The organism is Ramlibacter sp. (genome assembly GCF_013697775.1).
Taxonomy (GTDB): Bacteria; Pseudomonadota; Gammaproteobacteria; order Burkholderiales; family Burkholderiaceae_C; genus Ramlibacter.
Genome location: NZ_JACCWG010000084.1, coordinates 26668 through 46844, shown reverse-complemented (window position 1 = coordinate 46844; position 20177 = coordinate 26668). Strand labels below are relative to the sequence as shown.

The 20177-nt window shown below is 67.1% G+C and carries 17 protein-coding genes and 1 pseudogene; 12 read left to right on the top strand and 6 right to left on the bottom strand.

Translation table 11 applies throughout. The features are described 5' to 3' along the window. The first annotated feature begins 402 nt into the window (after positions 1-402). The 5 genes from H0U68_RS04585 (at position 403) to H0U68_RS04565 (ending at position 5238) form a co-directional block, all read left to right on the top strand. The gene (locus tag H0U68_RS04585; RefSeq protein ID WP_296353128.1) at positions 403-2076 is read left to right on the top strand and encodes a CTP synthase; all 1674 of its coding nucleotides are present in this window, start codon (positions 403-405) and stop codon (positions 2074-2076) included. A gap of 2 nt (positions 2077-2078) precedes the next feature. Continuing rightward, positions 2079-2936 (top strand): 3-deoxy-8-phosphooctulonate synthase, encoded by an 858-nt coding sequence (gene kdsA, locus H0U68_RS04580; RefSeq protein ID WP_296353126.1) that lies wholly within the window; start codon positions 2079-2081, stop codon positions 2934-2936. Positions 2937-3016: 80 nt separating this feature from the next. Further along, entirely contained in the window at positions 3017-4303 is a 1287-nt protein-coding gene (gene eno, locus H0U68_RS04575; protein ID WP_296353125.1) for a phosphopyruvate hydratase, read from the top strand. Between the two features lie 17 nt (positions 4304-4320). After that, positions 4321-4596: a septum formation initiator family protein gene (locus tag H0U68_RS04570; RefSeq protein ID WP_296353123.1), complete on the top strand. Its 276-nt coding sequence runs from the start codon at positions 4321-4323 to the stop codon at positions 4594-4596. A 9-nt stretch (positions 4597-4605) separates the two neighbouring features. Beyond that, on the top strand, positions 4606-5238 hold the full coding sequence (locus tag H0U68_RS04565) for an ATP-binding protein (RefSeq protein ID WP_296353121.1): 633 nt from the start codon (positions 4606-4608) through the stop codon (positions 5236-5238). 13 nt (positions 5239-5251) lie between these two features. Here H0U68_RS04565 and H0U68_RS04560 read toward each other — a convergent pair whose 3' ends face one another. The 3 genes from H0U68_RS04560 to H0U68_RS04550 form a co-directional block, all read right to left on the bottom strand. Further along, positions 5252-5488, bottom strand: coding sequence for a hypothetical protein (locus H0U68_RS04560; RefSeq protein ID WP_296353119.1), 237 nt, complete (start codon positions 5486-5488; stop codon positions 5252-5254). A gap of 141 nt (positions 5489-5629) precedes the next feature. Then, the gene (locus H0U68_RS04555) at positions 5630-6598 is read right to left on the bottom strand and encodes an Hsp33 family molecular chaperone HslO (protein WP_296353117.1); all 969 of its coding nucleotides are present in this window, start codon (positions 6596-6598) and stop codon (positions 5630-5632) included. 8 nt (positions 6599-6606) lie between these two features. Further along, positions 6607-7131 carry a gamma carbonic anhydrase family protein gene (locus H0U68_RS04550; RefSeq protein WP_296353115.1) on the bottom strand — a complete coding sequence of 175 codons (525 nt, stop codon included), beginning with the start codon at positions 7129-7131 and terminating at the stop codon, positions 6607-6609. 40 nt (positions 7132-7171) lie between these two features. On the opposite strand from H0U68_RS04550, the gene H0U68_RS04545 reads away from it, so the two are divergent. Beyond that, positions 7172-7981 (top strand): ferritin-like domain-containing protein, encoded by an 810-nt coding sequence (locus H0U68_RS04545; RefSeq protein ID WP_296353113.1) that lies wholly within the window; start codon positions 7172-7174, stop codon positions 7979-7981. Here H0U68_RS04545 and H0U68_RS04540 read toward each other — a convergent pair. Continuing rightward, the gene (locus tag H0U68_RS04540; protein ID WP_296353111.1) at positions 7969-8766 is read right to left on the bottom strand and encodes a MipA/OmpV family protein; all 798 of its coding nucleotides are present in this window, start codon (positions 8764-8766) and stop codon (positions 7969-7971) included. The genes H0U68_RS04545 and H0U68_RS04540 overlap by 13 nt on opposite strands. A gap of 140 nt (positions 8767-8906) precedes the next feature. Between H0U68_RS04540 and H0U68_RS04535 the strand changes: the two genes are divergently transcribed. The 4 genes from H0U68_RS04535 to H0U68_RS04520 all read left to right on the top strand — a co-directional run bounded on the left by H0U68_RS04535 (position 8907) and on the right by H0U68_RS04520 (position 15808). Next, a complete protein-coding gene (locus H0U68_RS04535) occupies positions 8907-10298 on the top strand; it encodes a DUF3943 domain-containing protein (RefSeq protein WP_296353110.1) in 1392 nt (463 codons plus the stop codon). A gap of 176 nt (positions 10299-10474) precedes the next feature. Continuing rightward, positions 10475-13258, top strand: coding sequence for a PAS domain-containing protein (locus H0U68_RS04530; protein ID WP_296353108.1), 2784 nt, complete (start codon positions 10475-10477; stop codon positions 13256-13258). A gap of 38 nt (positions 13259-13296) precedes the next feature. After that, positions 13297-13674: a hypothetical protein gene (locus tag H0U68_RS04525; RefSeq protein WP_296353106.1), complete on the top strand. Its 378-nt coding sequence runs from the start codon at positions 13297-13299 to the stop codon at positions 13672-13674. Positions 13675-13693: 19 nt separating this feature from the next. Further along, on the top strand, positions 13694-15808 hold the full coding sequence (locus tag H0U68_RS04520; protein ID WP_296353105.1) for an ATP-binding protein: 2115 nt from the start codon (positions 13694-13696) through the stop codon (positions 15806-15808). A gap of 552 nt (positions 15809-16360) precedes the next feature. Here H0U68_RS04520 and H0U68_RS04515 read toward each other — a convergent pair. Together H0U68_RS04515 and orn are read right to left on the bottom strand one after the other, a co-directional pair. Continuing rightward, a pseudogene (locus tag H0U68_RS04515) lies at positions 16361-17713 on the bottom strand (DEAD/DEAH box helicase); the annotation flags it as partial. Positions 17714-17904: 191 nt separating this feature from the next. Next, entirely contained in the window at positions 17905-18540 is a 636-nt protein-coding gene (gene orn / locus H0U68_RS04510) for an oligoribonuclease (RefSeq protein ID WP_296353103.1), read from the bottom strand. Between the two features lie 35 nt (positions 18541-18575). Between orn and H0U68_RS04505 the strand changes: the two genes are divergently transcribed. Together H0U68_RS04505 and H0U68_RS04500 are read left to right on the top strand one after the other, a co-directional pair. Next, positions 18576-19838 (top strand): M48 family metallopeptidase, encoded by a 1263-nt coding sequence (locus tag H0U68_RS04505; RefSeq protein WP_296353101.1) that lies wholly within the window; start codon positions 18576-18578, stop codon positions 19836-19838. Beyond that, a complete protein-coding gene (locus H0U68_RS04500) occupies positions 19835-20173 on the top strand; it encodes a 4a-hydroxytetrahydrobiopterin dehydratase (RefSeq protein ID WP_296353099.1) in 339 nt (112 codons plus the stop codon). The genes H0U68_RS04505 and H0U68_RS04500 overlap by 4 nt, the downstream gene beginning before the upstream one ends. Positions 20174-20177: the final 4 nt, after the last annotated feature.

Below are 20177 nucleotides of genomic sequence, written 5' to 3'. Positions count from 1 at the left end.
GTTCTACAGGCCGCAGATGCGTCGCTATGCGACGCAGCGAAATTGGACTCTGACCCCAATTTTTATTCCCGGCGGAACTCACTTCGCGTTTGCAAAGCAAACGCTGCGTTCAGACAGCCGCCGTGAGTCAGTCAACGAAGCGCGCTGCGCGCGCCTGCCACCCGGCCAATCACCTCAGGCGCCCTGTCCAACTGCGCGCCACGGCCCGCCCGCGTGCGGCTTTGCAATGACGATGGCAGCGCGCCACCGCTGGAGTGCTGACAGGGTGGTTGTCGCGGCAGGGCACCGCCTGCCGCGACGCGCGGCGCAGAAGCGAAGACGCAACTGAACACTTCCGCCCCACACCCGACCCCCTATAATCCCGCTTTACCACCTCCACGGAAGCCACCTTCCGTACCTGACATGACCAAATTCGTCTTCGTCACCGGCGGTGTGGTGTCCTCCCTGGGCAAGGGAATCGCCTCAGCCTCCCTCGCTGCGATCCTGGAATCGCGAGGCCTCAAAGTCACTCTCATCAAGCTCGATCCGTACATCAACGTCGATCCGGGCACGATGTCGCCGTTCCAGCACGGCGAGGTGTTCGTCACCGACGACGGGGCGGAAACCGACCTGGACCTGGGCCACTACGAGCGCTTCGTCACCACGCGCATGCGCAAGGCCAACAACTTCACCACCGGCCAGATCTACAAGAGCGTTCTGGAAAAAGAACGCCGCGGCGACTACCTGGGCAAGACGGTGCAGGTCATTCCGCACGTCACCAATGAAATCCAGGAATACATCCGGCGCGGCGCCGGCCTGGCGACGCCGAACGAAGTGGACGTGGCCATCGTGGAAATCGGCGGCACGGTGGGCGACATCGAGTCCCTGCCCTTCCTGGAAGCCGTGCGCCAGATGGCCCTGAAGCTCGGGCCGAACAACTCGGCGTTCGTGCACCTGACCTACGTGCCGTTCATCACGGCGGCCGGCGAACTCAAGACCAAGCCCACGCAGCACACGGTGCAGAAAATGCGCGAGATCGGCATCCAGCCCGACGCGCTGCTGTGCCGGGCCGACCGCATCATTCCCGAGGACGAGGCCGAGAAGATCAGCCTGTTCACCAACGTGCCGCGCTGGGGCGTGATCAGCATGCCGGACGTGGACATCATCTACAAGGTGCCGCGCGTGCTGCACGAGCAGGGCCTGGACGGCCTGATCTGCGACAAGCTGCGCCTGAACACGCCGCCGGCCAACTTGAAGCGCTGGGACGACCTGGTGCACGACGTGCAGAACCCGCAGGGCGAAGTCACCATCGCCATGGTCGGCAAGTACGTGGACCTGTCGGACAGCTACAAGTCGCTCAACGAGGCGCTGCGCCACGCCGGCCTGAAGAACCACGTGCGGGTGAAGATCGACTACATCGACTCCGAAACCATCACGCCCGACCGCGTGCAGCAGTTCGCAAAATACGACGCCATCCTGGTGCCGGGCGGCTTCGGCAAGCGCGGCATCGAAGGCAAGATCGCGGCGGCCCGCTTCGCGCGCGAGAACAAGGTGCCGTACCTGGGCATCTGCCTGGGCATGCAGGTCGCCACCATCGAGTACGCGCGCGACGTGGCCGGCCTGCCCGGCGCCAACAGCACCGAGTTCGAGCCCGACTGCCCGCACCCTGTCATCGCCCTCATCACCGAGTGGCAGGACAAGGACGGCAGCATCCAGAAGCGCACCGAAAGTTCCGACCTGGGCGGCACCATGCGCCTGGGCGCGCAGAGTTCCGACGTGGCCAAGGGCACGCTGGCGCACCAGATCTACGGCGAGGTGGTGACCGAGCGCCACCGCCACCGCTACGAAGCCAACGTGCACTACCTGGACCGCCTGCGCCGTGCCGGCCTGGTGATCTCGGCGCTGACGCAGCGCGAGCACCTGACCGAAATGGTCGAGCTGCCGCGCGACGTGCACCCCTGGTTCATCGGCGTGCAGTTCCACCCCGAGTTCAAGTCCACGCCGTGGGACGGCCATCCGCTGTTCAACTCCTTCATCAAGGCGGCCAGCGAGCACCAGGCGGCAGGCAAGACGACAACCCTGAAGGCCGTGGCCTGACCATGAAACTGTGCGGCTTCGACGTGGGCCTTGACCGGCCCTTTTTTCTGATCGCCGGACCCTGCGTCGTCGAATCCGAACAGCTGCAGCTCGACGTCGCCGGGACGCTGAAGGAGATCACCAGCGCCCTGGGCATCCCGTTCATCTTCAAGAGCAGCTACGACAAGGCCAACCGCTCCTCGGGCACCAGCTTTCGCGGCCCCGGCAGGGCGCGCGGGCTGGCGATCCTGGCCAAGGTCAAGCAGCAGCTGGGCGTGCCCCTGCTCACCGACGTGCATGCCGAAGACGAGATTGCCGAGGTCGCCGCGGTGGTCGACGTGCTGCAGACGCCCGCCTTCCTGTGCCGCCAGACCGACTTCATCCGCGCGGTGGCGCAGTCCGGCAAGCCGGTCAACATCAAGAAGGGCCAGTTCCTCGCGCCGCACGACATGAAGAACGTGATCGACAAGGCTCGGGCCGCCGCGCGTGAAAAAGGCCTGCCCGAAGACAGCTTCATGGCCTGCGAACGCGGCGCCAGCTTCGGCTACAACAACCTGGTGTCGGACATGCGCTCGCTGGCGATCATGCGCGAGACCGGTGCGCCGGTCGTGTTCGACGCCACCCACTCGGTGCAGCTGCCCGGCGGCCAGGGCACCAGCTCGGGCGGCCAGCGCGAGTTCGTGCCGGTGCTGTCGCGCGCCGCGGTGGCGGTGGGCGTGGCCGGCCTGTTCATGGAGACGCATCCCGACCCCGCCAACGCGCTGTCGGACGGGCCGAACGCCGTGCCGCTCAAGCACATGAGGCCGCTGCTGGAAACGCTGCTGGAGCTGGACCGCGTGACCAAGAAGAACGGGTTTTTGGAAAGCCATTTCGCCGCATAGCCCGTTCGGGCTGAGCCTGTCGAAGCCCTTCGACAGGCTCAGGGCGAACGGTGAGTTTGATAACTTCGAGAGAACTGCAGATGAGTGCAATCGTTGACATCGTCGGCCGCGAGATCATGGATTCGCGCGGCAACCCCACCGTGGAATGCGACGTGCTGCTGGAGTCGGGCACCATGGGCCGCGCGGCCGTGCCTTCGGGCGCGTCCACCGGCGCCCGCGAAGCGATCGAACTGCGCGACGGCGACCCCAAGCGCTACGGCGGCAAGGGCGTCCTAAAGGCGGTGGAGCACATCAACACCGAGATCTCCGAGTCCGTGCTGGGCCTGGACGCCTCCGAGCAGGCCTTCCTGGACCGGACGCTGATCGACCTGGACGGCACCGAGAACAAGGGCCGCCTGGGCGCCAACGCCACGCTGGCCGTGTCCATGGCAGTGGCCCGCGCGGCAGCCGAGGAATCCGGCCTGCCGCTGTACCGCTATTTCGGCGGCATGAACGGCTGCCTGCTGCCGGTGCCGATGATGAACGTGGTCAACGGCGGCGCGCATGCCAACAACAACCTGGACCTGCAGGAGCTGATGATCATCCCCGTGGGCGCGCCCAGCTTCCGCGAGGCGGTGCGCTACGGCGCCGAGGTGTTCCATGCGCTCAAGAAGATCATCGACGGCAAGGGCATGAGCGTGGCGGTCGGCGACGAAGGTGGCTTTGCCCCCAACGTGGCCAACCACGAAGCGGCCATCCAGCTGATCCTGCAGGCGATCGAGGAAGCCGGCTACCGCCCCGGCGAGCAAATCGCCCTGGGCCTGGACTGCGCCTCCAGCGAGTTCTACAAGGACGGCCGCTACAACGTGGAGGCCGAGGGCCTGAACCTGGAAGCCGGCGAGTGGGTGGGCGTGCTGGCCAGCTGGGTCGACAAGTACCCGATCATCAGCATCGAGGACGGCATGGCCGAAAACGACTGGGCCGGCTGGAAGCTGCTGACCGAACGCCTGGGCAAGCGCGTGCAGCTGGTGGGCGACGACCTGTTCGTCACCAACACCAAGATCCTGCAGGAAGGCATCGACAAGGGCATCGGCAACTCGATCCTCATCAAGATCAACCAGATCGGCACGCTGACCGAAACCTTCGCCGCCATCGAGATGGCCAAGCGCGCCAACTACACGGCCGTGATCAGCCACCGCTCGGGCGAGACCGAGGATTCGACCATCGCCGACATCGCGGTGGGCACCAACGCGGGACAGATCAAGACCGGCTCGCTCTCGCGTTCGGACCGCATGGCCAAGTACAACCAGTTGCTGCGCATCGAGGAAGACCTCGGCGACGTGGCGCAGTACCCCGGCCGCGCCGCGTTCTACAACCTGCGCGGATGAGTTTTTCGCGCTGAGCGATGTCCAACCGCCTCGTCGCCGCCCTGCTGGTCGCGCTGCTGCTGGTGCTGCATGCCCAGCTGTGGTTCGGCCGCGGCAGCGTGCGCGAGGTGACGAAGATGGAACAGAAGCTCGCGCAGCAGAAAATCCAGAACACCCAGGCCCAGCAGACCAACGAGCGGCTCGGCGCCGAGGTGCGCGACCTGCAGGAGGGCCTGGAGATGGTGGAAGAAAAGGCACGGTCCGAGCTGGGCATGGTCAAGCCCAACGAGATCTACGTGCAGATTTCCAAGTAGGGCCGGCACATGAGGATCGCCCTGCTCGGCGCCGAGAGCACGGGCAAGACCGCCTTGGCCGAGGCGCTGGCCGGGCATTTCAATGCCGCCGGCAGAACCGCTGCCGCCGTGCCCGAAGTGCTGCGCGAATGGTGCGTGCAGCACGGGCGCGAGCCGCGGCCGCAAGAGCAGCTGGCGATCGCGCGCGAACAGGAGCGGCGAGCCGATGCGGCCTCGGCGCGCGCGCAGGTCGTGATCGCCGACACCACGGCCCTCATGGTCGCCATCTACGCGGCGATGCTCTACGAAGACGACCCGCTTTACCGCTTCGCTCTCGAGAGCCAGCGGCGCTACGACGCCACGCTGGTGATGGGACTCGACCTGCCCTGGGTGGCAGACGGCCTGCACCGCCAGGGACCGCAGGTGCGTGAAGACGTGGATGGATGCCTGCGCGCGGAACTGGCCCGCGCCGCCGTGCCGTACCCCGTGATCTACGGCGACGGCACGCAACGGCTGGACAGCGCGCTGGCCGCACTGGATGCGCCCGCGAAAACGAAAACGGCGTCTCCGCGAGGAGACGCCGCCTGGGTCTGGAGCTGCGAGAAGTGCAGCGACCCGGAGTGCGAGCACAAGCTCTTCAGCCGGATGCTGCGGCCGCGCTAACGCGGCCGTGACTTCAGCTGGCCGTCGCCGCAGTCTTCTTCTTGACGACCTTCTTGTGGTGGTGGCTCTTGGCCTTCTTCTTGTGGGTGCTCTTCTTGGCCGGCATCGCGCCGCTGGACGGCATGGCGGGGGTCGAGGCTGCGCCGGTGGTGGCCGGCGTTGCGGGCGTGGCGGGGGTTGCAGGCGTGGCCTGGGCGAACACGCCGGCGGCGGCCAGGGCGACAACGAGCGTCACAACGAGCTTTTTCATGGGGAGACAGTCTTTCGGGGAGGAAGCGGGGCCGCACCGTGCAGCACCGTCTGTGTGAACAACGCGCCAGGCAAGCGCGGGTTTGACGGAATCGAGCCCGCCGCGATGTCGGACAAACCTTCCGTCGAGCAGATTAGCGTGCTACTGCACGGCCGAGCTGACCGGCGGCTGGTCGCCAGGCGCTTTGAAGATCCGCGCGGCGTCCACCGCGTCGAAGCGGTAGTGCAGTCCGCAGAAGTCGCACGCCACATCGATCTCGCCGCGCTCCGCCAGGATGTCGTCGGCTTCCGGTTGGCCGAGCCCGCGGATCATGCCGGCCACGCGCTCGCGGCTGCAGGTGCAGGCGAAGCGCGGCGTCTGCGGCTCGAAACGCAGCAGCTTTTCTTCCCAGAACAGCCGCCGCAGGATGGTGTCGACATCGAGCTCCAGCAGTTCGTCGCGCTTGAGGCTGGCGGCCAGGATGGCGATGCGGTTGAAGTCCTCCATCAGGGCCTCTTCGTCGTAGCCTTCCTTCAGCCCCGCGCGATTGGCCTCGCCATCCAGCGGCAGCCGCTGGATCAGCAGGCCGGCGGCGACCTTTTCGTCGGCCGCCAGCACCAGGCGCGTGTCGAGCTGCTCGGACTGGCGCATGTAGTGCTCCAGCACCGCGCTGAGCTCGTCCACGCGCTCGCCCTCGGGGCCGCGCAGCGGCACCACGCCCTGGTAGGCCTGCTGGCCGGGCCGCCGGTCCTTGGGGTCCAGCGTGATGGCGCAGCGCCCGCCGCCGCCGGTGTTCACCATGTCGGTCAGCCGGGCGTTGGCGTCCACCTCGCCCACCACCTTGGCGGTGACGCGCAGCGCGAGGTCGGGCTGCACTTCGGCCACAGCGACCTTGACCGGCCCTTCGCCAAAGATCTGCATGATCAGCGCGCCGTTGAACTTGATGTTGGACTGCATCAGCGCACCGGCGGCCGCCATTTCGCCCAGCAGCCGCGCCACCGGCTGCGGCCATGCGCCGGTGCTTTCGTTGGCCTGGCGGCGCGCCAGGATGTCGGTCCAGGCGTCGTCCAGGCGCACGATCATGCCGCGCACGGGGATGCCGTCGAACAGGAATTTATGGAGTTCGGACACGGAAACTGCTAACCGATCTTCTTGAAAGTCGCGGCGAACAGCCGCGCGTTGTCCACATAGTGCTGCGCGCTCTCGGCGAGCTTGCGCGCGGACTCGGCGTCCAGCGTGCGCACCACCTTGGCCGGAATGCCCATGATCATCGAGTTGTCCGGAAATTCCTTGCCCTCGGTCACCACGGCGCCGGCCGCCACGATGCAATTGCGGCCGATGCGCGCATTGTTCAAGACCACTGCCTGGATGCCGACCAGCGTGTTGTCGCCGATGGTGCAGCCGTGCAGCGTGACCTGGTGTCCCACCGTGACGTTGTCGCCGATGGTCAGCGGCACGCCGATGTCCGCGTGCAGCATCGACAGATCCTGGATGTTGCTGTTGCGGCCGATGCGGATGGTGTCGCAGTCGCCGCGCACCACGGCGCCGAACCACACGCTGGCGTTCTCGCCAAGTTCCACCTCGCCCATCACCTGTGCCGAGTCCGCCACCCAGGCGCCCGCGCCGAGCTGCGGCGATTTGCCGTCGATTTCGTAAATTGCCATGTAAGTCGGCCGTGGAAGCTGGGGAAATAGAATTGTAGGGATGGACTTGCGCACGCGGGCTCTACAGGTGCTTTGCGAAACCGACCCGGCCGCCAAGGTGGTGCTGGCGCGCGCGCTGGCTGAACAGGCGGCTACGCTCGCCATCGCGCCGCAGGCGCCCGAAGCCGGCGCTCCCCTGCCCGGCCGCCCGGCCACGCCGCAGCTCATTCACCCGGCCAAGGTCCCGCGCCGTTCACCGTTCAAGCCCGAGGGCCTGGCCGCCCTGCTGCACGCCATCGCGCACATCGAGTTCAACGCGATCAATCTGGCGCTCGATGCGGCCTGGCGTTTCGGCGGCATGCCGCGCGCGTATTACCTCGACTGGATCCGCGTCGCGGCCGAAGAGGCATTCCACTTCACGCTGCTGCGCGAGCACCTGGACTCGCTAGGCTACGCGTACGGCGACTTCCCCGGCCACGACAACCTCTGGTCGATGTGCGAGAAGACGAAGGGCGATGTGACCGCGCGCATGGGGCTGGTCCCGCGCACGCTGGAAGCCCGCGGACTCGATGCGACGCCGCAGATCCAGCACAAGCTTCGGCAGGTGAACACCCCGGCCGCGCTGCGCGCCGTGGACATCCTGGACGTGATCCTGCGCGACGAGGTCGGACACGTCGCGATCGGGAATCGCTGGTACCGGTTCCTGTGCGAGCGGGAGGGCCTGGAGCCGGTGGCGCACTACGCCGTGCTGATGCAGCTGTACGCGGGGCCGCGGCTGCACCCGCCGTTCAATACCGAGGCGCGCAGCCGGGCGGGCTTCACGGACGAAGAGATGGCGGCGTTGGCCCGCGAGGCGGATCACAACCGGTAGGCAAGGCCGGCGCTGACGTAGTTGTTCGAACTGCGCTGCGCGAACGGACTGCGCGCAGCATCCCCCCGCAGCTGCCGCCGCTCGACGCTGCCCACCACGACCCACTTCGGGGCGAGGTCGACAGACCAGAGCACCCCGAAACTTGTGTTCAGGAGGCCGCTGCCTGCCTGGTAGGCCGGCAAGTGCGTGGCGGCGGCTTGCTGCGCGTCCACTCCGTAGTACGCCTGCGTCGACTTCGTGTCGGCCCATACGGCCTGGCCGAACACGCCCGCGGAGAAACGCCCGCTCTGGAACGCGCCGGCGCTCAGGCGGAAGTCCACCTGCGTTCCGAGGTCCGCGTCGATGTTCCTGCGGGCGCGCGTGAGAAATGACAAGGGCACCGGGCCCAGCTTCGTGTCCCACTCCAGGTGGACGCCGACGGACGCTCCGCGGTCGATGTCCGCCGCATTGCGCGCCCGCAGGAAGTCGGAATGGCTCGACAGCCGGCCCGGCTCGTAGGCGATCTGCGCGCCGACATTGAGGCCGGGCATCAGCTCCGTGCGGACACCTCCTTCGAGGACGCCTTGCGTCGAGCGCACGAACAAGGGTGCGCCGAGGTAGCGGATCACGGGCACGATTTCGACGCGCTGCGTCTCGGAGCCGTCATATCCCGGCGCGGAGCGCAGGCCCAGGCCGAGCAGCGGCGTGTTTGAAAGTTCGGCGAATGCGCCGAGCGGCAGGGCGCACGCCAACGCCAAGGTGCCCAGGCGAAGAAAGTGAACCGGTCGAAGTCGTTGCGGAATCATGTGTGCCTTTTTTGAAACGCGAACACACGAAGTATGTGCTGGCCCAAGCCCGAATCGCACCTTTCTGTGTAGGATAGGTTCGGCATCCTCGAAATTCCCACTTCTACATTCGTGTCCGTCGCACGAACTTTGGCACGACCATGGCCCCTTTGTTTCGCGAGGCGATCGCCGGTTTATCTTTGCTGCTGGCGTGCAGCGCGTTTGCCCAGGTGGCCGAGGCGCCCGCGCCGGAAAAGCTTCGCGACTGGCGGGTGCCGGCCATGGAGATCATCGGCTTCGACTTCCTGGTGAACCGCGTCAACCACTGCTGCGGCACGGACCGGCAGGACTACGCGGTCAGTGTCGGCTCCATCCGCCGCAACCTGCGCGGCAGCTGGGACGTCGACGCCGACCCCTTCAACGTGAACCAGCTCGGGCACCCGTACCAGGGGTCGATGTATTACGGCTTCGCGCGTTCCTCGGGCTTCGACTTCTGGGAATCGGCCGGCTTCGCCCTGGGCGGTAGCGCCCTCTGGGAAATCGCAGGCGAGCGCACGCCGCCTTCGCGCAACGACATGATCTCCACCGGCATCGGCGGCACGTTCCTGGGCGAGTCGCTGTTTCGCATGGCCCACCTGCTGCTCGAAAAAGGCGGCGGCATGTCGCCCTTCTGGCGCGAGACGGCGGCTGCGGTCGTGTCGCCCTCCACGGCGTTCAACCGGCACCTGCAGGGCCGCGGCCCGGATTCGATCTTCAGCAGCCGCGGCGCCGAGTACTACAGCCGCCTGCAGGTCGGTTTCATGGGCACCGCGGAAAACACCCAGGGAAATTCGGGGGTCAACCTCAAGCGCGGTGAACTGCAGGCGGACTTCGCGCTCGATTACGGCATGCCCGGCAAGGAAGGCTACGTGTACAGCCGCCCCTTCGACCACTTCGCTTTCCAGGCCACCGCGTCGAGCGCGAACGGGGTCGAGAACGTGATGACGCGCGGGCTGCTGGCCGGGCGCGACTACAAGGCCGGCTCCAACTACCGCGGCGTCTGGGGCTTGTACGGAAGCTACGACTACATCTCGCCGCAGATCTTCCGCATCTCGAGCACCGCGCTCTCGCTCGGCACCACGGGGCATTGGCGCGGCGAAGACGTGGTCGTCCAGGGCACGGCGCTGGCGGGACTGGGCTATGCGGCCGTCGGCACTGTCAACAGCATCTCCGCCGCGCTCGACCGCGACTACCACTACGGCTTCGCGCCGCAGGCTTTGGTCTCCGCGCGCGTGATTTTCCGCGACCGCTCGTCGCTCGACCTGACCGTGCGGGACTACTTCGTTTCCGACGTCGCCGCGAACGCGCGCAAGGGCCACGACAACATCGCGCGTGCCGACATCGCCTACACCTGGCGCATCAAGGACCAGCACGCCGTCACCGTCAAGTACCTCTGGAACCGCCGCGACGCCCGCTACCCGGACATCGGCGACCGCAGCCAGAGGCGCGGCACGTTCGGCATCTTCTACACCTTGCTGGGGCAGGAGCGGTTCGGCACGGTCGACTGGAAGTGAATCGATCGGGCCAAGGGCTGCGACTGATCGGGTAAGCTTTTAGCCCCGCCATCCACGCTGCCGTCCGCGATCCACGCGGCACCCCAGGACAAATGCATCTCGGCCATCGCCCCACGACTGCGACCGTTGCACCTGTCGCCGACGCGGCATCGCCCGGGCACGCCGCCGGAGCGTTCATGCTGTCTTCCTTGCAGGCCGGCACCCGCGCACGAAAGTTGGCGCTGGCAGTCGTGTTCGCATCGATCGGAGCGTTTGGGCTGCTGGCGCCCTACGCGACGGTGCCGCTGGTGCAGCTGCCCATGTTCATTCCGATCATCCAGACCGCGATGATCGCCAATGACATCATGACCGCGACGCTCCTGATCGGCCAACTGCGGGTCACCAACAGCCGTGCATTGCTCGTGCTTGCCTGCGGTTACGCGTTTTCGGCGCTGATGGCGCTGGTCCACATGCTGAGCTTTCCGGGCGTCTTCGCCCCGGACGGGCTGTTGCATGCCGGCCCCCAGACCACGGCCTACCTGTTCCTGTTCTGGCATGGCGGCTTTCCGGTTTCGCTCATCGCCTACGCGCTGCTCAAGGAGCGCCCTTGCGCCGCCGCCGCCCCACGCCATGTCTTGCGGGCCATGGGGCTGACCTTCGTCGTGGTCGCGCTGCTGGCCGTGTTGGCCACCGCGGGCAGCAATCTTTTGCCGCCGATCATGGACGGCAACCGGTTTTCGTCCGCTTCCGCCGTCATGCGCTTCCTGCCATGGCTTGTCGTAGCGGCGGCGGCGGCGGTGCTATGGCGGCGCAAGCCGCATTCGATTCTCGATCTGTGGCTGGTCGTCGTGACCGCGGCCCTGTTCTTCGAGATCGGCCTGGCCGCGATTTTCAACGCGGGCCGCTACGACATCGGCTTCTATGCCGGCAGGGTGTACGCCCTGCTTGCATCGACCTTCGTGCTGATCGTGCTGCTCACCGAACAGGCCAAGCTGTACGCCGGCCTGATCACCGCGCAGGAGACCGCGCGGTCGGAATCGGCGCTGCGCGAAAACCAGGAGGTGCTCAGCCTTGCCATGCAGGCCGGCCGAATGGGCGCGTGGAGCCGCGACCTGGTGAACGACACCGTCTGGTGGAGCCGCGAACTCGAGGAGATCTTCGGCCTGCCGGCCACAGCCTTTGCAGGAAACCGGCAAGCCTATCTGGAACTGGTGCACCCCGACGATCGCGCCGCCGTCAGTGACGGCGTGGCGCAGGCGCTGGCGCAGCACCAGGACTACGCGGTCGAGTTCCGCTTCAGGCACGCCTGCGGCGAATGGCGCTGGATGGATGGCCGCGGGCGCCCGGTCTACGACGACGAGGGCCGGGCGCGGATGCTGTTCGGGATCGGCATCGACATCACCGCGCGCAAGCGTGGCGAGGAAGCGGCAAGGGACATCGAGACCCGCTTCCGGGTCATGGCGGACGGCATGCCGCAGCTCGCCTGGATGGCGCGGCCCGACGGATGGATCCATTGGTACAACAACCGCTGGTACGAATACACCGGCACCACACCGCAGGACATGGAAGGCTGGGGCTGGCAGTCGGTCCACGATCCGCAGGTCCTGCCCGCTGTCATGGCCCAGTGGCAGGCGGCGATCTCCACCGGCGAGCAGTTCGAGATGGTGTTTCCGCTGCGCGGCGCCGACGGCCTGTTCCGGCCTTTTCTCACCCGCATCTCGCCGCTCAAGGACGCCGACGGCGCTGTGATCCACTGGTTCGGGACCAACACCGACATCACGGTCCAGCGGCAGGCGGAAGAGGCGCTGCGCATCGCCGACAGGCGCAAGGATGAGTTCCTGGCCACGCTGGCGCACGAGCTGCGCAATCCGCTGGCGCCGATCCGCACTGCGGTGGCGGTGATGTCGAGAGCCTCCGGCCTGCCCGAACGCGCCGCATGGGCGCTGCAGATCATGGACCGCCAGTCGCGGCATCTGACCCGGCTGGTCGACGACCTGCTGGAGGTCTCGCGAATCACGCAGGGCAAGGTCCAGCTTCGCCGGGAACGCGTGTCGCTGCAACAGGCTTTGCGCGATGCGATCGACGCGGTGAATCCGGCCCTGGAAGCCGCGGGTCATGCGCTGATCGTGGCGTTGCCCGGCGAGCCGCTGGAAGTCGATGCCGACCTGACGCGCATCACCCAGGTGTTCTTGAACCTCCTCAACAACGCCGTGAAGTTCACCCCGCGCGGCGGCACGGTGTCGGTGGGCGCGGTTCGCGAAGGCGACACCGCGAAGGCCTGGGTGCGCGACAACGGGATCGGCATCGCGCCGCAGCATGTGGACGGGATTTTCGGGATGTTCTCGCAGGTCGAGGCGGCGATTGAACGCACCCAGGGCGGGCTGGGCATCGGGCTGGCCCTGGTTCGGGGGCTGGTCGAACTGCATGGCGGCACGGTGCAGGCGCGCAGCTTCGGCGTTGGCAAGGGAAGCGAATTCATCGTGTGGCTTCCGCTGCCGCAAGACGCACCCAGCGCCGCGCCGCCGAACAGCCCCATGCCCACTGCGAACGGCTTCGCGCCCAGGCGCGTTCTCATCGTCGACGACAACGTGGACGCCGCGGCCAGCCTGCGGGCGCTGCTGGAGATGGCTGGCCACGAGGTCAGGGAGGCGCACGACGGCGTGGCCGGCGTGCATGCCGCGTCAGACTTCTCTCCGGACCTCGTGCTGCTCGACATCGGCATGCCGAGGATGAACGGCTACGAAGCCGCCTGCGCCATCCGAAAGCAGCCCCACGGCCACCCGGTTTGCATCGTCGCGCTGACGGGTTGGGGCCAGGACAGCGACAAGGCCCTGTCGCGGGGAGCGGGGTTCGACCACCACCTCACCAAGCCGGTGGATTTCCAGGCGCTGGAGGCGTTGCTCGCCGGGACCCCGGCGCCCGGGAATCGGCCTACTATCTTGATTCATGCGTCCTCACCTGAAGCGAACGGAACCAACTGACTGATATCTCCACGGGGTGGCCCCTCGGCTCAGGCGGCATGGCCGCGCGGGTGCGCCACCACGACTGGTCGAACACGCCGCTCGGCGCGATCGCGCAATGGCCGGCGAGCCTGCGGGTTGCCGTCGGCTCCGTGCTGGATTCGCCGCTGCCGATGATCGTTCTGTGGGGTCCGCAGTTGATCCAGGTCTACAACGACGCCTATCAACCGATCCTGGGGAAACGGCACCCGGCCGCGCTGGGGCAGCCGACCCGCGAGTGCTGGCCGGAAGTGTGGGCCTTCAATGAACCGATCTACCGGCGGGTCCAGGACGGTGGCGAACGGGTCCACTTCGAAGACCAGGAATACGTCATCGAACCGTCCGGCGTGCCGGAATCGAGGGTTCTTCACCGTTACCTACACGCCAGCCCGGGATGAGTCGGGACGGGTTCACGGCGTGACCGTGATCGCGATGGAGACGACCCAACGGGTGCGGCTGGAGCGGGAACGCCGCGAAGTGCACCAGGAGCAGCGCCGGCTGAACGCTCAATTGGTCGCCAATGTGCAGCGGCTGCAACTGCTGGATCAGCACCGCGCGTTCCAGCTGGCCTTGGCCGACGGTCTGCGCACGCTCAGCGCCCCCGAGGCCGCGATCGACCTGGCCAGCGCCCTACTTGGCCGCCATCTGGACGTGTCCCGGGTGATGTACGCCGAGGTCGACGAGTCGGCCGGGACCTTCACTATCCGGCGGGATTGGACCGCCCGCGGTCTGGTCAGCATTTCGGGCGAGGCCCGGCAGCTCAACGACTTCGGGCCGGAGATCATCGCTTCGCTGCGCACGGGCCATGCGATGGTGGTCGACAGCATCGCGCTCGATTCGCGAACGGCAGCTTTTGCCAGCGCCTACGAGGCGATCGATGTGCGGGCCAACCTCGCCATTCCGCTGGTCAAGTCCGGCCGAATGCTCGCCATCCTTTCCTTGCAGAACGCGCAGCCCCGGCATTGGACGGCCGAGGAAGTCGAGTTGTCGGCGGAGGTGGCCGAACGCACCTGGGCCACGGCCGAAGCCGCCCGGGCGCAGGCCGACCTGCGCGCCGAACGCGACCAAACCCAAAACGTCTTCGATAGCATGATGGAGGGCTTGGCCATCCTGGATCGAGACTGGACCGTGATTCGAATGAATGCAGAAGGACTGCGGCTCGGCCGGCGCACCAGCGGCCAGGTGATCGGACGCAGCCACTGGGACGTCTGGCCGGAAGCCGTGGGCAGCGACCTCGACCGGTTTTACCACACGGTGATGGAAACGCGAATCGCGGGCGCCATGGAATACCGGCATTCCTTTTCCAGTGAGCTGCACGTCTGGTTCGAGGTCCGCGCGCATCCCACCCCGGAGGGCGGTTTGGCCATTCTCTACCGCGACATCGACGAACGCAGGCGGAGCCATGAAAGGCTGCAAACATCCGACCGCCGCAAGGACGAGTTCCTCGCCATGCTGGCCCACGAGCTGCGCAACCCTCTGGCACCCATCAGCGCGGCAGCGCACTTGCTCAACGTCGGCCAGATCGACGAGGCCCGGGTCCGGCGGACCAGCGAAATCATCGGCCGCCAGGTGCAGCACCTGACCAGTCTGGTGGACGATCTGCTGGACGTTTCGCGCGTCAGCCGGGGCCAGGTTGAACTGGAGCAGGTGCCGCTGGAGATGCGCGCCGTGGTGGTCGATGCGGTCGAACAGGTCACCCCGCTCATCCAGCAGCGCGGTCACCACTTGGTGCTGCACTTGGCGCCGGGGCCGGCGCCGGTGTCGGGCGACGCCAAGCGCCTGGTGCAGGTGATTGCCAATCTCCTGGCCAATGCCGCCAAGTACACGCCCGAAGGGGGCAACATCCGGCTGGCGATGCAGATGGAGCAGGAACAGGTCGTGTTGACCGTCCAGGACGACGGCATCGGCCTGGACGCGGACCTGATCCCGCACATCTTCGAGCTATTCACCCAGGCGGAACGCACCTCCGACCGCTCCTCCGGCGGCTTGGGCTTGGGACTTGCACTGGTGCGCAGCCTGGTGGAACTGCATGGCGGCAAGGCCAGCTGCACCAGCGCCGGCCTGGGCTACGGCAGTGTCTTTACCGTCATGTTGCCGCTGCTGGCCGCCGACGAGGCCGCATCCCATGCCGTGCCGGCAGTTCTCCGGCCGGTGGCTGTGGACAGGCCGCTGCTGATCATGATCGTGGACGACAACGTCGACGCGGCGCTCACGCTGGCAATGCTCCTCGAGGAGCTGGGCCACCGGGTCATCGTGGAGCACGGCTCGCGCGCCGCGCTGGAGCGTGCGCGCACCGAGCATCCTGACGTCTGCCTGCTGGACATCGGCCTGCCGGAGATCGACGGCAACCAGCTGGCCCGGCAACTTCGCGCCCGCAGCGAAACCGCTGCCGCGACCCTGATCGCGGTGACCGGCTACGGCCAGGAGCGGGATCGCAGTAATTCGCTGGCGGCCGGCTTCGACGAGCACATGGTCAAGCCGCTGGACATCGATCGGCTGGAAGCGCTGCTGATGGTGGTCGTTCCGCGCTGAAGCGGCCCGGCGCGCCGGCGGGTCTGGAGCTCGCCACGAGCGAGTGCTTGAATGCAAACCGGGGCGAAATCGCCGACGGCCGCGCCGAGGAGGAGGAGGAGGAGCGCATGAACGCCACGACCGCAGCGCAGGACAAGGGGCTTGCGCGACCTGATACAGGCGGGCGCGCTCTCGCGCTGGGCTTCCATTTCGGGCGCGGAGGCAGCAGCGGGATGGGATCGCAAACCTCGCCCGGGCTGGCGGCGCTGCTGTTCCTCCGGCCTGCAGCTGGGCTACTGGAGCGATCGGGCTGGCCCGGCAGGAGAAGAAGACGATGCTGCGCATCCAGCTGGTCGTCTCGGCGCGCACCTTGCGCGCCTGCTCACGCCGGACAACCTGTCGCTGATGCGCGGCTGGACTTGAGTCCCGCCGCGCAGATCAGCGCTTGCCGCCAACGCGGGCGCCCTGCCCGCCGCTGCGCTTGGCGTAGCCTCCACCGCCGCCTGGGCGATGGTGCGCCGGACGGCCGCCCGGCTTGGCTGCATCGAAGCGCGGCGCGTGGGCCGGGCGATCGCGCGGCTCCAGGCCCGGGATCACTTCGGCCTGGAAGCGCTGGCGGCTGAAGGCCTCGATGTCGCTGATCTTGCGGCGGTCGCGGAATTCGGCGAAGGTGACAGCCAAGCCGTCGCGCCCTGCACGGCCGGTGCGGCCGATGCGGTGCGTGTAGTCCTCGCTCTTCATCGGCAGGCCGAAGTTGAACACGTGCGTGACGGTCGGCACGTCGATGCCGCGCGCGGCCACGTCGGTCGCCACCAGGATCTGCACCTGGCCCTGGCGCAGCGCCATCAGGCGGCGGTTGCGCAGGCCCTGGGGCAGCGCGCCGTGCAGCGCGACGGCCGCGAAGCCTTCCTGCTGCAGGTCGTTGGCGAGCGCGTCGCACTCGATCTGGGTGCTGGCGAACACGATGGCCTGGTCGATGGCGGCGTCGCGCAGCCAGTGGTCCAGCAGCTTGCGCTTGTGCTGCAGGCTGTCGGCCCAGAACAGCACCTGCTTGATGTTGGCATGCTTGTCCTGCGGCGAATCGACCTGCACGCGCTGCGGGTTGCGCATCACGCGCGTGGCCAGCTGCTGGATGCGCGGCGCGATGGTGGCGCTGAACATCATGGTCTGGCGGCGGTCGGCCGTCAGGCGGTGGATTTCGGCCAGGTCGTCGGCAAAGCCCAGATCCAGCATGCGGTCGGCTTCGTCGACCACCAGGAACTGCACGCCTTCCAGGCGGATGGAGCCGGAGCGCTGCAGGTCCAGCAGGCGGCCCGGGGTGGCGACCACCAGGTCGGCGCCCTGCAGGCGCTGGATCTGCATCTGGTAAGGCATGCCGCCCACCACGTTGGCGACGCGCAGGCCCCTGCAATGCTTGACCAGGTCGATGGCGTCGTGCGCCACCTGCTGCGCCAGTTCGCGCGTGGGGCACAGGATCAGGGCGCCCGGCTCGGCCGCCTTGGAGTTGCGTGTGCTCATCGGGTTCTTGCGCACGGGCTTCTTGGCCGGCGCTTCGCCACGGGCGACTGCTTCGGCAGCGGCGCGCTGCTGCGCTTCGACCGCTTTCGCCTGCTGGTCCAGCAGGGTGTGCAGCACGGGCAGCAGGAAAGCGGCGGTCTTGCCGCTGCCGGTCTGGCTGGAGACCATCAGGTCGGTGTAGACGGCGGCGCCGGTGCCTTCAGGCTGGGCCATGGCCAGCGTGACGCAGCGCTCCTGCACGATGGTGGGCTGGGTGAAGCCCAGGTCGGCCACGGCGGCCAGCAGTTCGGGGGCAAGGCCCATGGCGGCGAAGCCGTTGGGCTTGGCGACAACGGTTTCCGTCGCGATGTCCGAGGCGATGTCCGACGCGTCCGAGGTGATGATGTCGGAAGTGGAAAGTTCAGTCATGAATGCTCACAGCAGCGCCTGCGTGGTGCAGCGCCGTCATTGGATGGTTGGAAGACATCAACCATCAAACGACGTCGGGACCGGAAGGCCCCGCGGCTCATTCGTTGAGCCAGTGTGAGAAGGCAGATGCGCGAAACATTGGCCGCGTTGTGCAGCCAAGCCCACGAGTATCGCAGATTGCGGGATAACCCTCAAGCCCCAATTGCGCCGCGCAGCAATTCAGGCTGCGGCGCTTGGCTCATCCGGATGAAATGCTCGCGGTAGTGCGCCAGCTCGTCGATGGACTCCTGCACGTCGGCCAGCGCCGTGTGCTGCTGGCGCTTCTTGAACGACGCGTACACGTCGGGCCGCCAGCGGCGCGCGAGTTCCTTGAGCGTGCTCACGTCCAGGTTGCGGTAGTGGAAAAAGGCTTCCAGCTTCGGCATGTACTTCACCAGGAAGCGCCGGTCCTGGCCGATGCTGTTGCCGCACATCGGGCTGGCCTGCTTGGGCACGTAGCGCGCGAGGAAGTCCAGAATTTCCCTTTCGGCCTGCGCCTCGTCGATGGTGGAGGCGCGCACCTTGTCGGTCAGGCCGCTCTTGCCGTGCGTGCCCTTGTTCCAGTTGTCCATCAGATTGAGCTGTGCCTCGCTCTGGTGGATGGCGAACACGGGACCTTCGATGCGCGGCTGCAGGTCGGGGCCGGTGACGATGACGGCGATCTCGATCAGGCGGTCGCGCTCGGGGTCCAGGCCGGTCATTTCGCAGTCGAGCCAGACCAGGTTCTGGTCGCTCTTGGCCAGCGTGGGCGCAGTGGATGGGGAGGAGTCCACGGGAAGTTCTGACATCTTGGGATTGTCGCCGATGACCTAACATACGCAGGATGCATTCCGCTTCCATCCTGAGCCTGGTATTCGCCGCCGCATTGCTGTGCGGGCTGGTCGTGAAGTTCTGGCTGGCGACCCGGCAGGTGCGGTACGTGGCGGCACACCGCGACGCCGTGCCCGCGCGCTTTCGCGAGTTCGTCAGCCTCGCCGCGCATCAGAAAGCCGCCGCTTACACCATCGCTAAGAGCCGCATCGGCCTGGTCGACGTCGCATTCAATGCAGCCGTGCTTCTGGGCTGGACGCTGCTGGGCGGCCTGGACGCGCTCAACCAGGCGCTGCTCGCATGGCTCGGGCCGGGCATGCTGCAGCAGCTGGCGCTGATCGCCGCCTTCACGGCCGTCGGCGGCCTGCTGGAATTGCCGCTGTCGCTCTACCAGACCTTCGTGCTGGAACAGCGCTTCGGTTTCAACAAGATGACCTGGAAGCTGTGGCTGGCCGACGCGGCGAAGGGCACCGTGCTGGGCGCACTCATCGGCCTGCCCATTGCCGCCCTGGTGCTGTGGCTGATGGGCGCGGCCGGCACGCTGTGGTGGCTGTGGGCCTGGGGCGTGTGGACGGCGTTCAACCTGCTGCTGCTGGTGGTCTACCCGATGTTCATCGCGCCACTGTTCAACAAATTCCAGCCGCTGGAAGACGAGACCTTGAAGGCGCGCGTGACCGAGCTGATGCGCCGCTGCGGCTTCGCGGCCAAGGGCCTGTTCGTCATGGACGGCAGCAAGCGCAGCGCGCACGGCAACGCGTACTTCACCGGCTTCGGTGCCGCCAAGCGGGTGGTGTTCTACGACACGCTGCTGGCCAAGCTCTCGCCCGACGAGGTGGGCGCGGTGCTCGCGCACGAGCTGGGCCATTTCAAGCACAAACACATCACCAAACGCATCGTGCTGATGTTCGCCGTGATGCTGGCCGGCTTTGCATTGCTGGGCTGGCTGGCCACGCGCAGCTGGTTCTACCAGGGCCTGGGCGTGCAGCCCGGCATCGCCGCGCCGAACGATGCGCTGGCGCTGCTGCTGTTCGCCATGGTCGTGCCGCTGTTCAGCTTTTTCGTCTCGCCGCTGCTGGCACAGCTGTCGCGCCGCCACGAATTCGAGGCCGATGCCTTTGCCGTGACGCAGACCAGCGGGCGTGACCTGGAGACCGCCTTGCTCAAGCTCTACGAGGACAATGCATCCACCCTCACCCCCGACCCGGTTTATGTGAAGTTCTACTATTCACATCCGCCAGCCTCGGAACGGCTGGCACGCCTGGGAGCTGCCGCATGACCACTTCGATGCTGAAAACCAGGGACTGGTCGCAAACCAGGCGCCGTGCGCTGACGCCCACCGAAGTGGTGATGCGCCTGGCGGCGGCGCCGGGCTGGAAACTGAGCGGCGACGGTGCCAATGCCGCGATCGAGAAAACATTCAACTTTGCCAACTACCACGAGACCATGGCTTTCGTGAACGCGGTCGCGTTCGTCGCCCACCGGGAAGACCACCACCCTGACCTGTCGGTGCACTACAACCGCTGCGTGGTGCGCTTCAACACCCACGACGTTGGCGGCATCTCGGAAAGCGATTTCGAATGCGCCGCCCGCGTCGACGCGCTGCTGCAATGAGGCA

Excerpts from the sequence above, each read along its gene's own strand:
- H0U68_RS04585 (WP_296353128.1), top strand. The coding sequence starts at position 403 with ATGACCAAATTCGTCTTCGTCACCGGCGGTGTGGTGTCCTCCCTGGGC.
- kdsA (WP_296353126.1), top strand. The coding sequence starts at position 2,079 with ATGAAACTGTGCGGCTTCGACGTGGGCCTTGACCGGCCCTTTTTTCTG.
- eno (WP_296353125.1), top strand. The coding sequence starts at position 3,017 with ATGAGTGCAATCGTTGACATCGTCGGCCGCGAGATCATGGATTCGCGC.
- H0U68_RS04570 (WP_296353123.1), top strand. The coding sequence starts at position 4,321 with ATGTCCAACCGCCTCGTCGCCGCCCTGCTGGTCGCGCTGCTGCTGGTG.
- H0U68_RS04565 (WP_296353121.1), top strand. The coding sequence starts at position 4,606 with ATGAGGATCGCCCTGCTCGGCGCCGAGAGCACGGGCAAGACCGCCTTG.
- H0U68_RS04560 (WP_296353119.1), bottom strand. The coding sequence starts at position 5,488 with ATGAAAAAGCTCGTTGTGACGCTCGTTGTCGCCCTGGCCGCCGCCGGC.
- H0U68_RS04550 (WP_296353115.1), bottom strand. The coding sequence starts at position 7,131 with ATGGCAATTTACGAAATCGACGGCAAATCGCCGCAGCTCGGCGCGGGC.
- H0U68_RS04545 (WP_296353113.1), top strand. The coding sequence starts at position 7,172 with ATGGACTTGCGCACGCGGGCTCTACAGGTGCTTTGCGAAACCGACCCG.
- H0U68_RS04540 (WP_296353111.1), bottom strand. The coding sequence starts at position 8,766 with ATGATTCCGCAACGACTTCGACCGGTTCACTTTCTTCGCCTGGGCACC.
- H0U68_RS04535 (WP_296353110.1), top strand. The coding sequence starts at position 8,907 with ATGGCCCCTTTGTTTCGCGAGGCGATCGCCGGTTTATCTTTGCTGCTG.
- H0U68_RS04530 (WP_296353108.1), top strand. The coding sequence starts at position 10,475 with ATGCTGTCTTCCTTGCAGGCCGGCACCCGCGCACGAAAGTTGGCGCTG.
- H0U68_RS04525 (WP_296353106.1), top strand. The coding sequence starts at position 13,297 with ATGGCCGCGCGGGTGCGCCACCACGACTGGTCGAACACGCCGCTCGGC.
- orn (WP_296353103.1), bottom strand. The coding sequence starts at position 18,540 with ATGTCAGAACTTCCCGTGGACTCCTCCCCATCCACTGCGCCCACGCTG.
- H0U68_RS04505 (WP_296353101.1), top strand. The coding sequence starts at position 18,576 with ATGCATTCCGCTTCCATCCTGAGCCTGGTATTCGCCGCCGCATTGCTG.
- H0U68_RS04500 (WP_296353099.1), top strand. The coding sequence starts at position 19,835 with ATGACCACTTCGATGCTGAAAACCAGGGACTGGTCGCAAACCAGGCGC.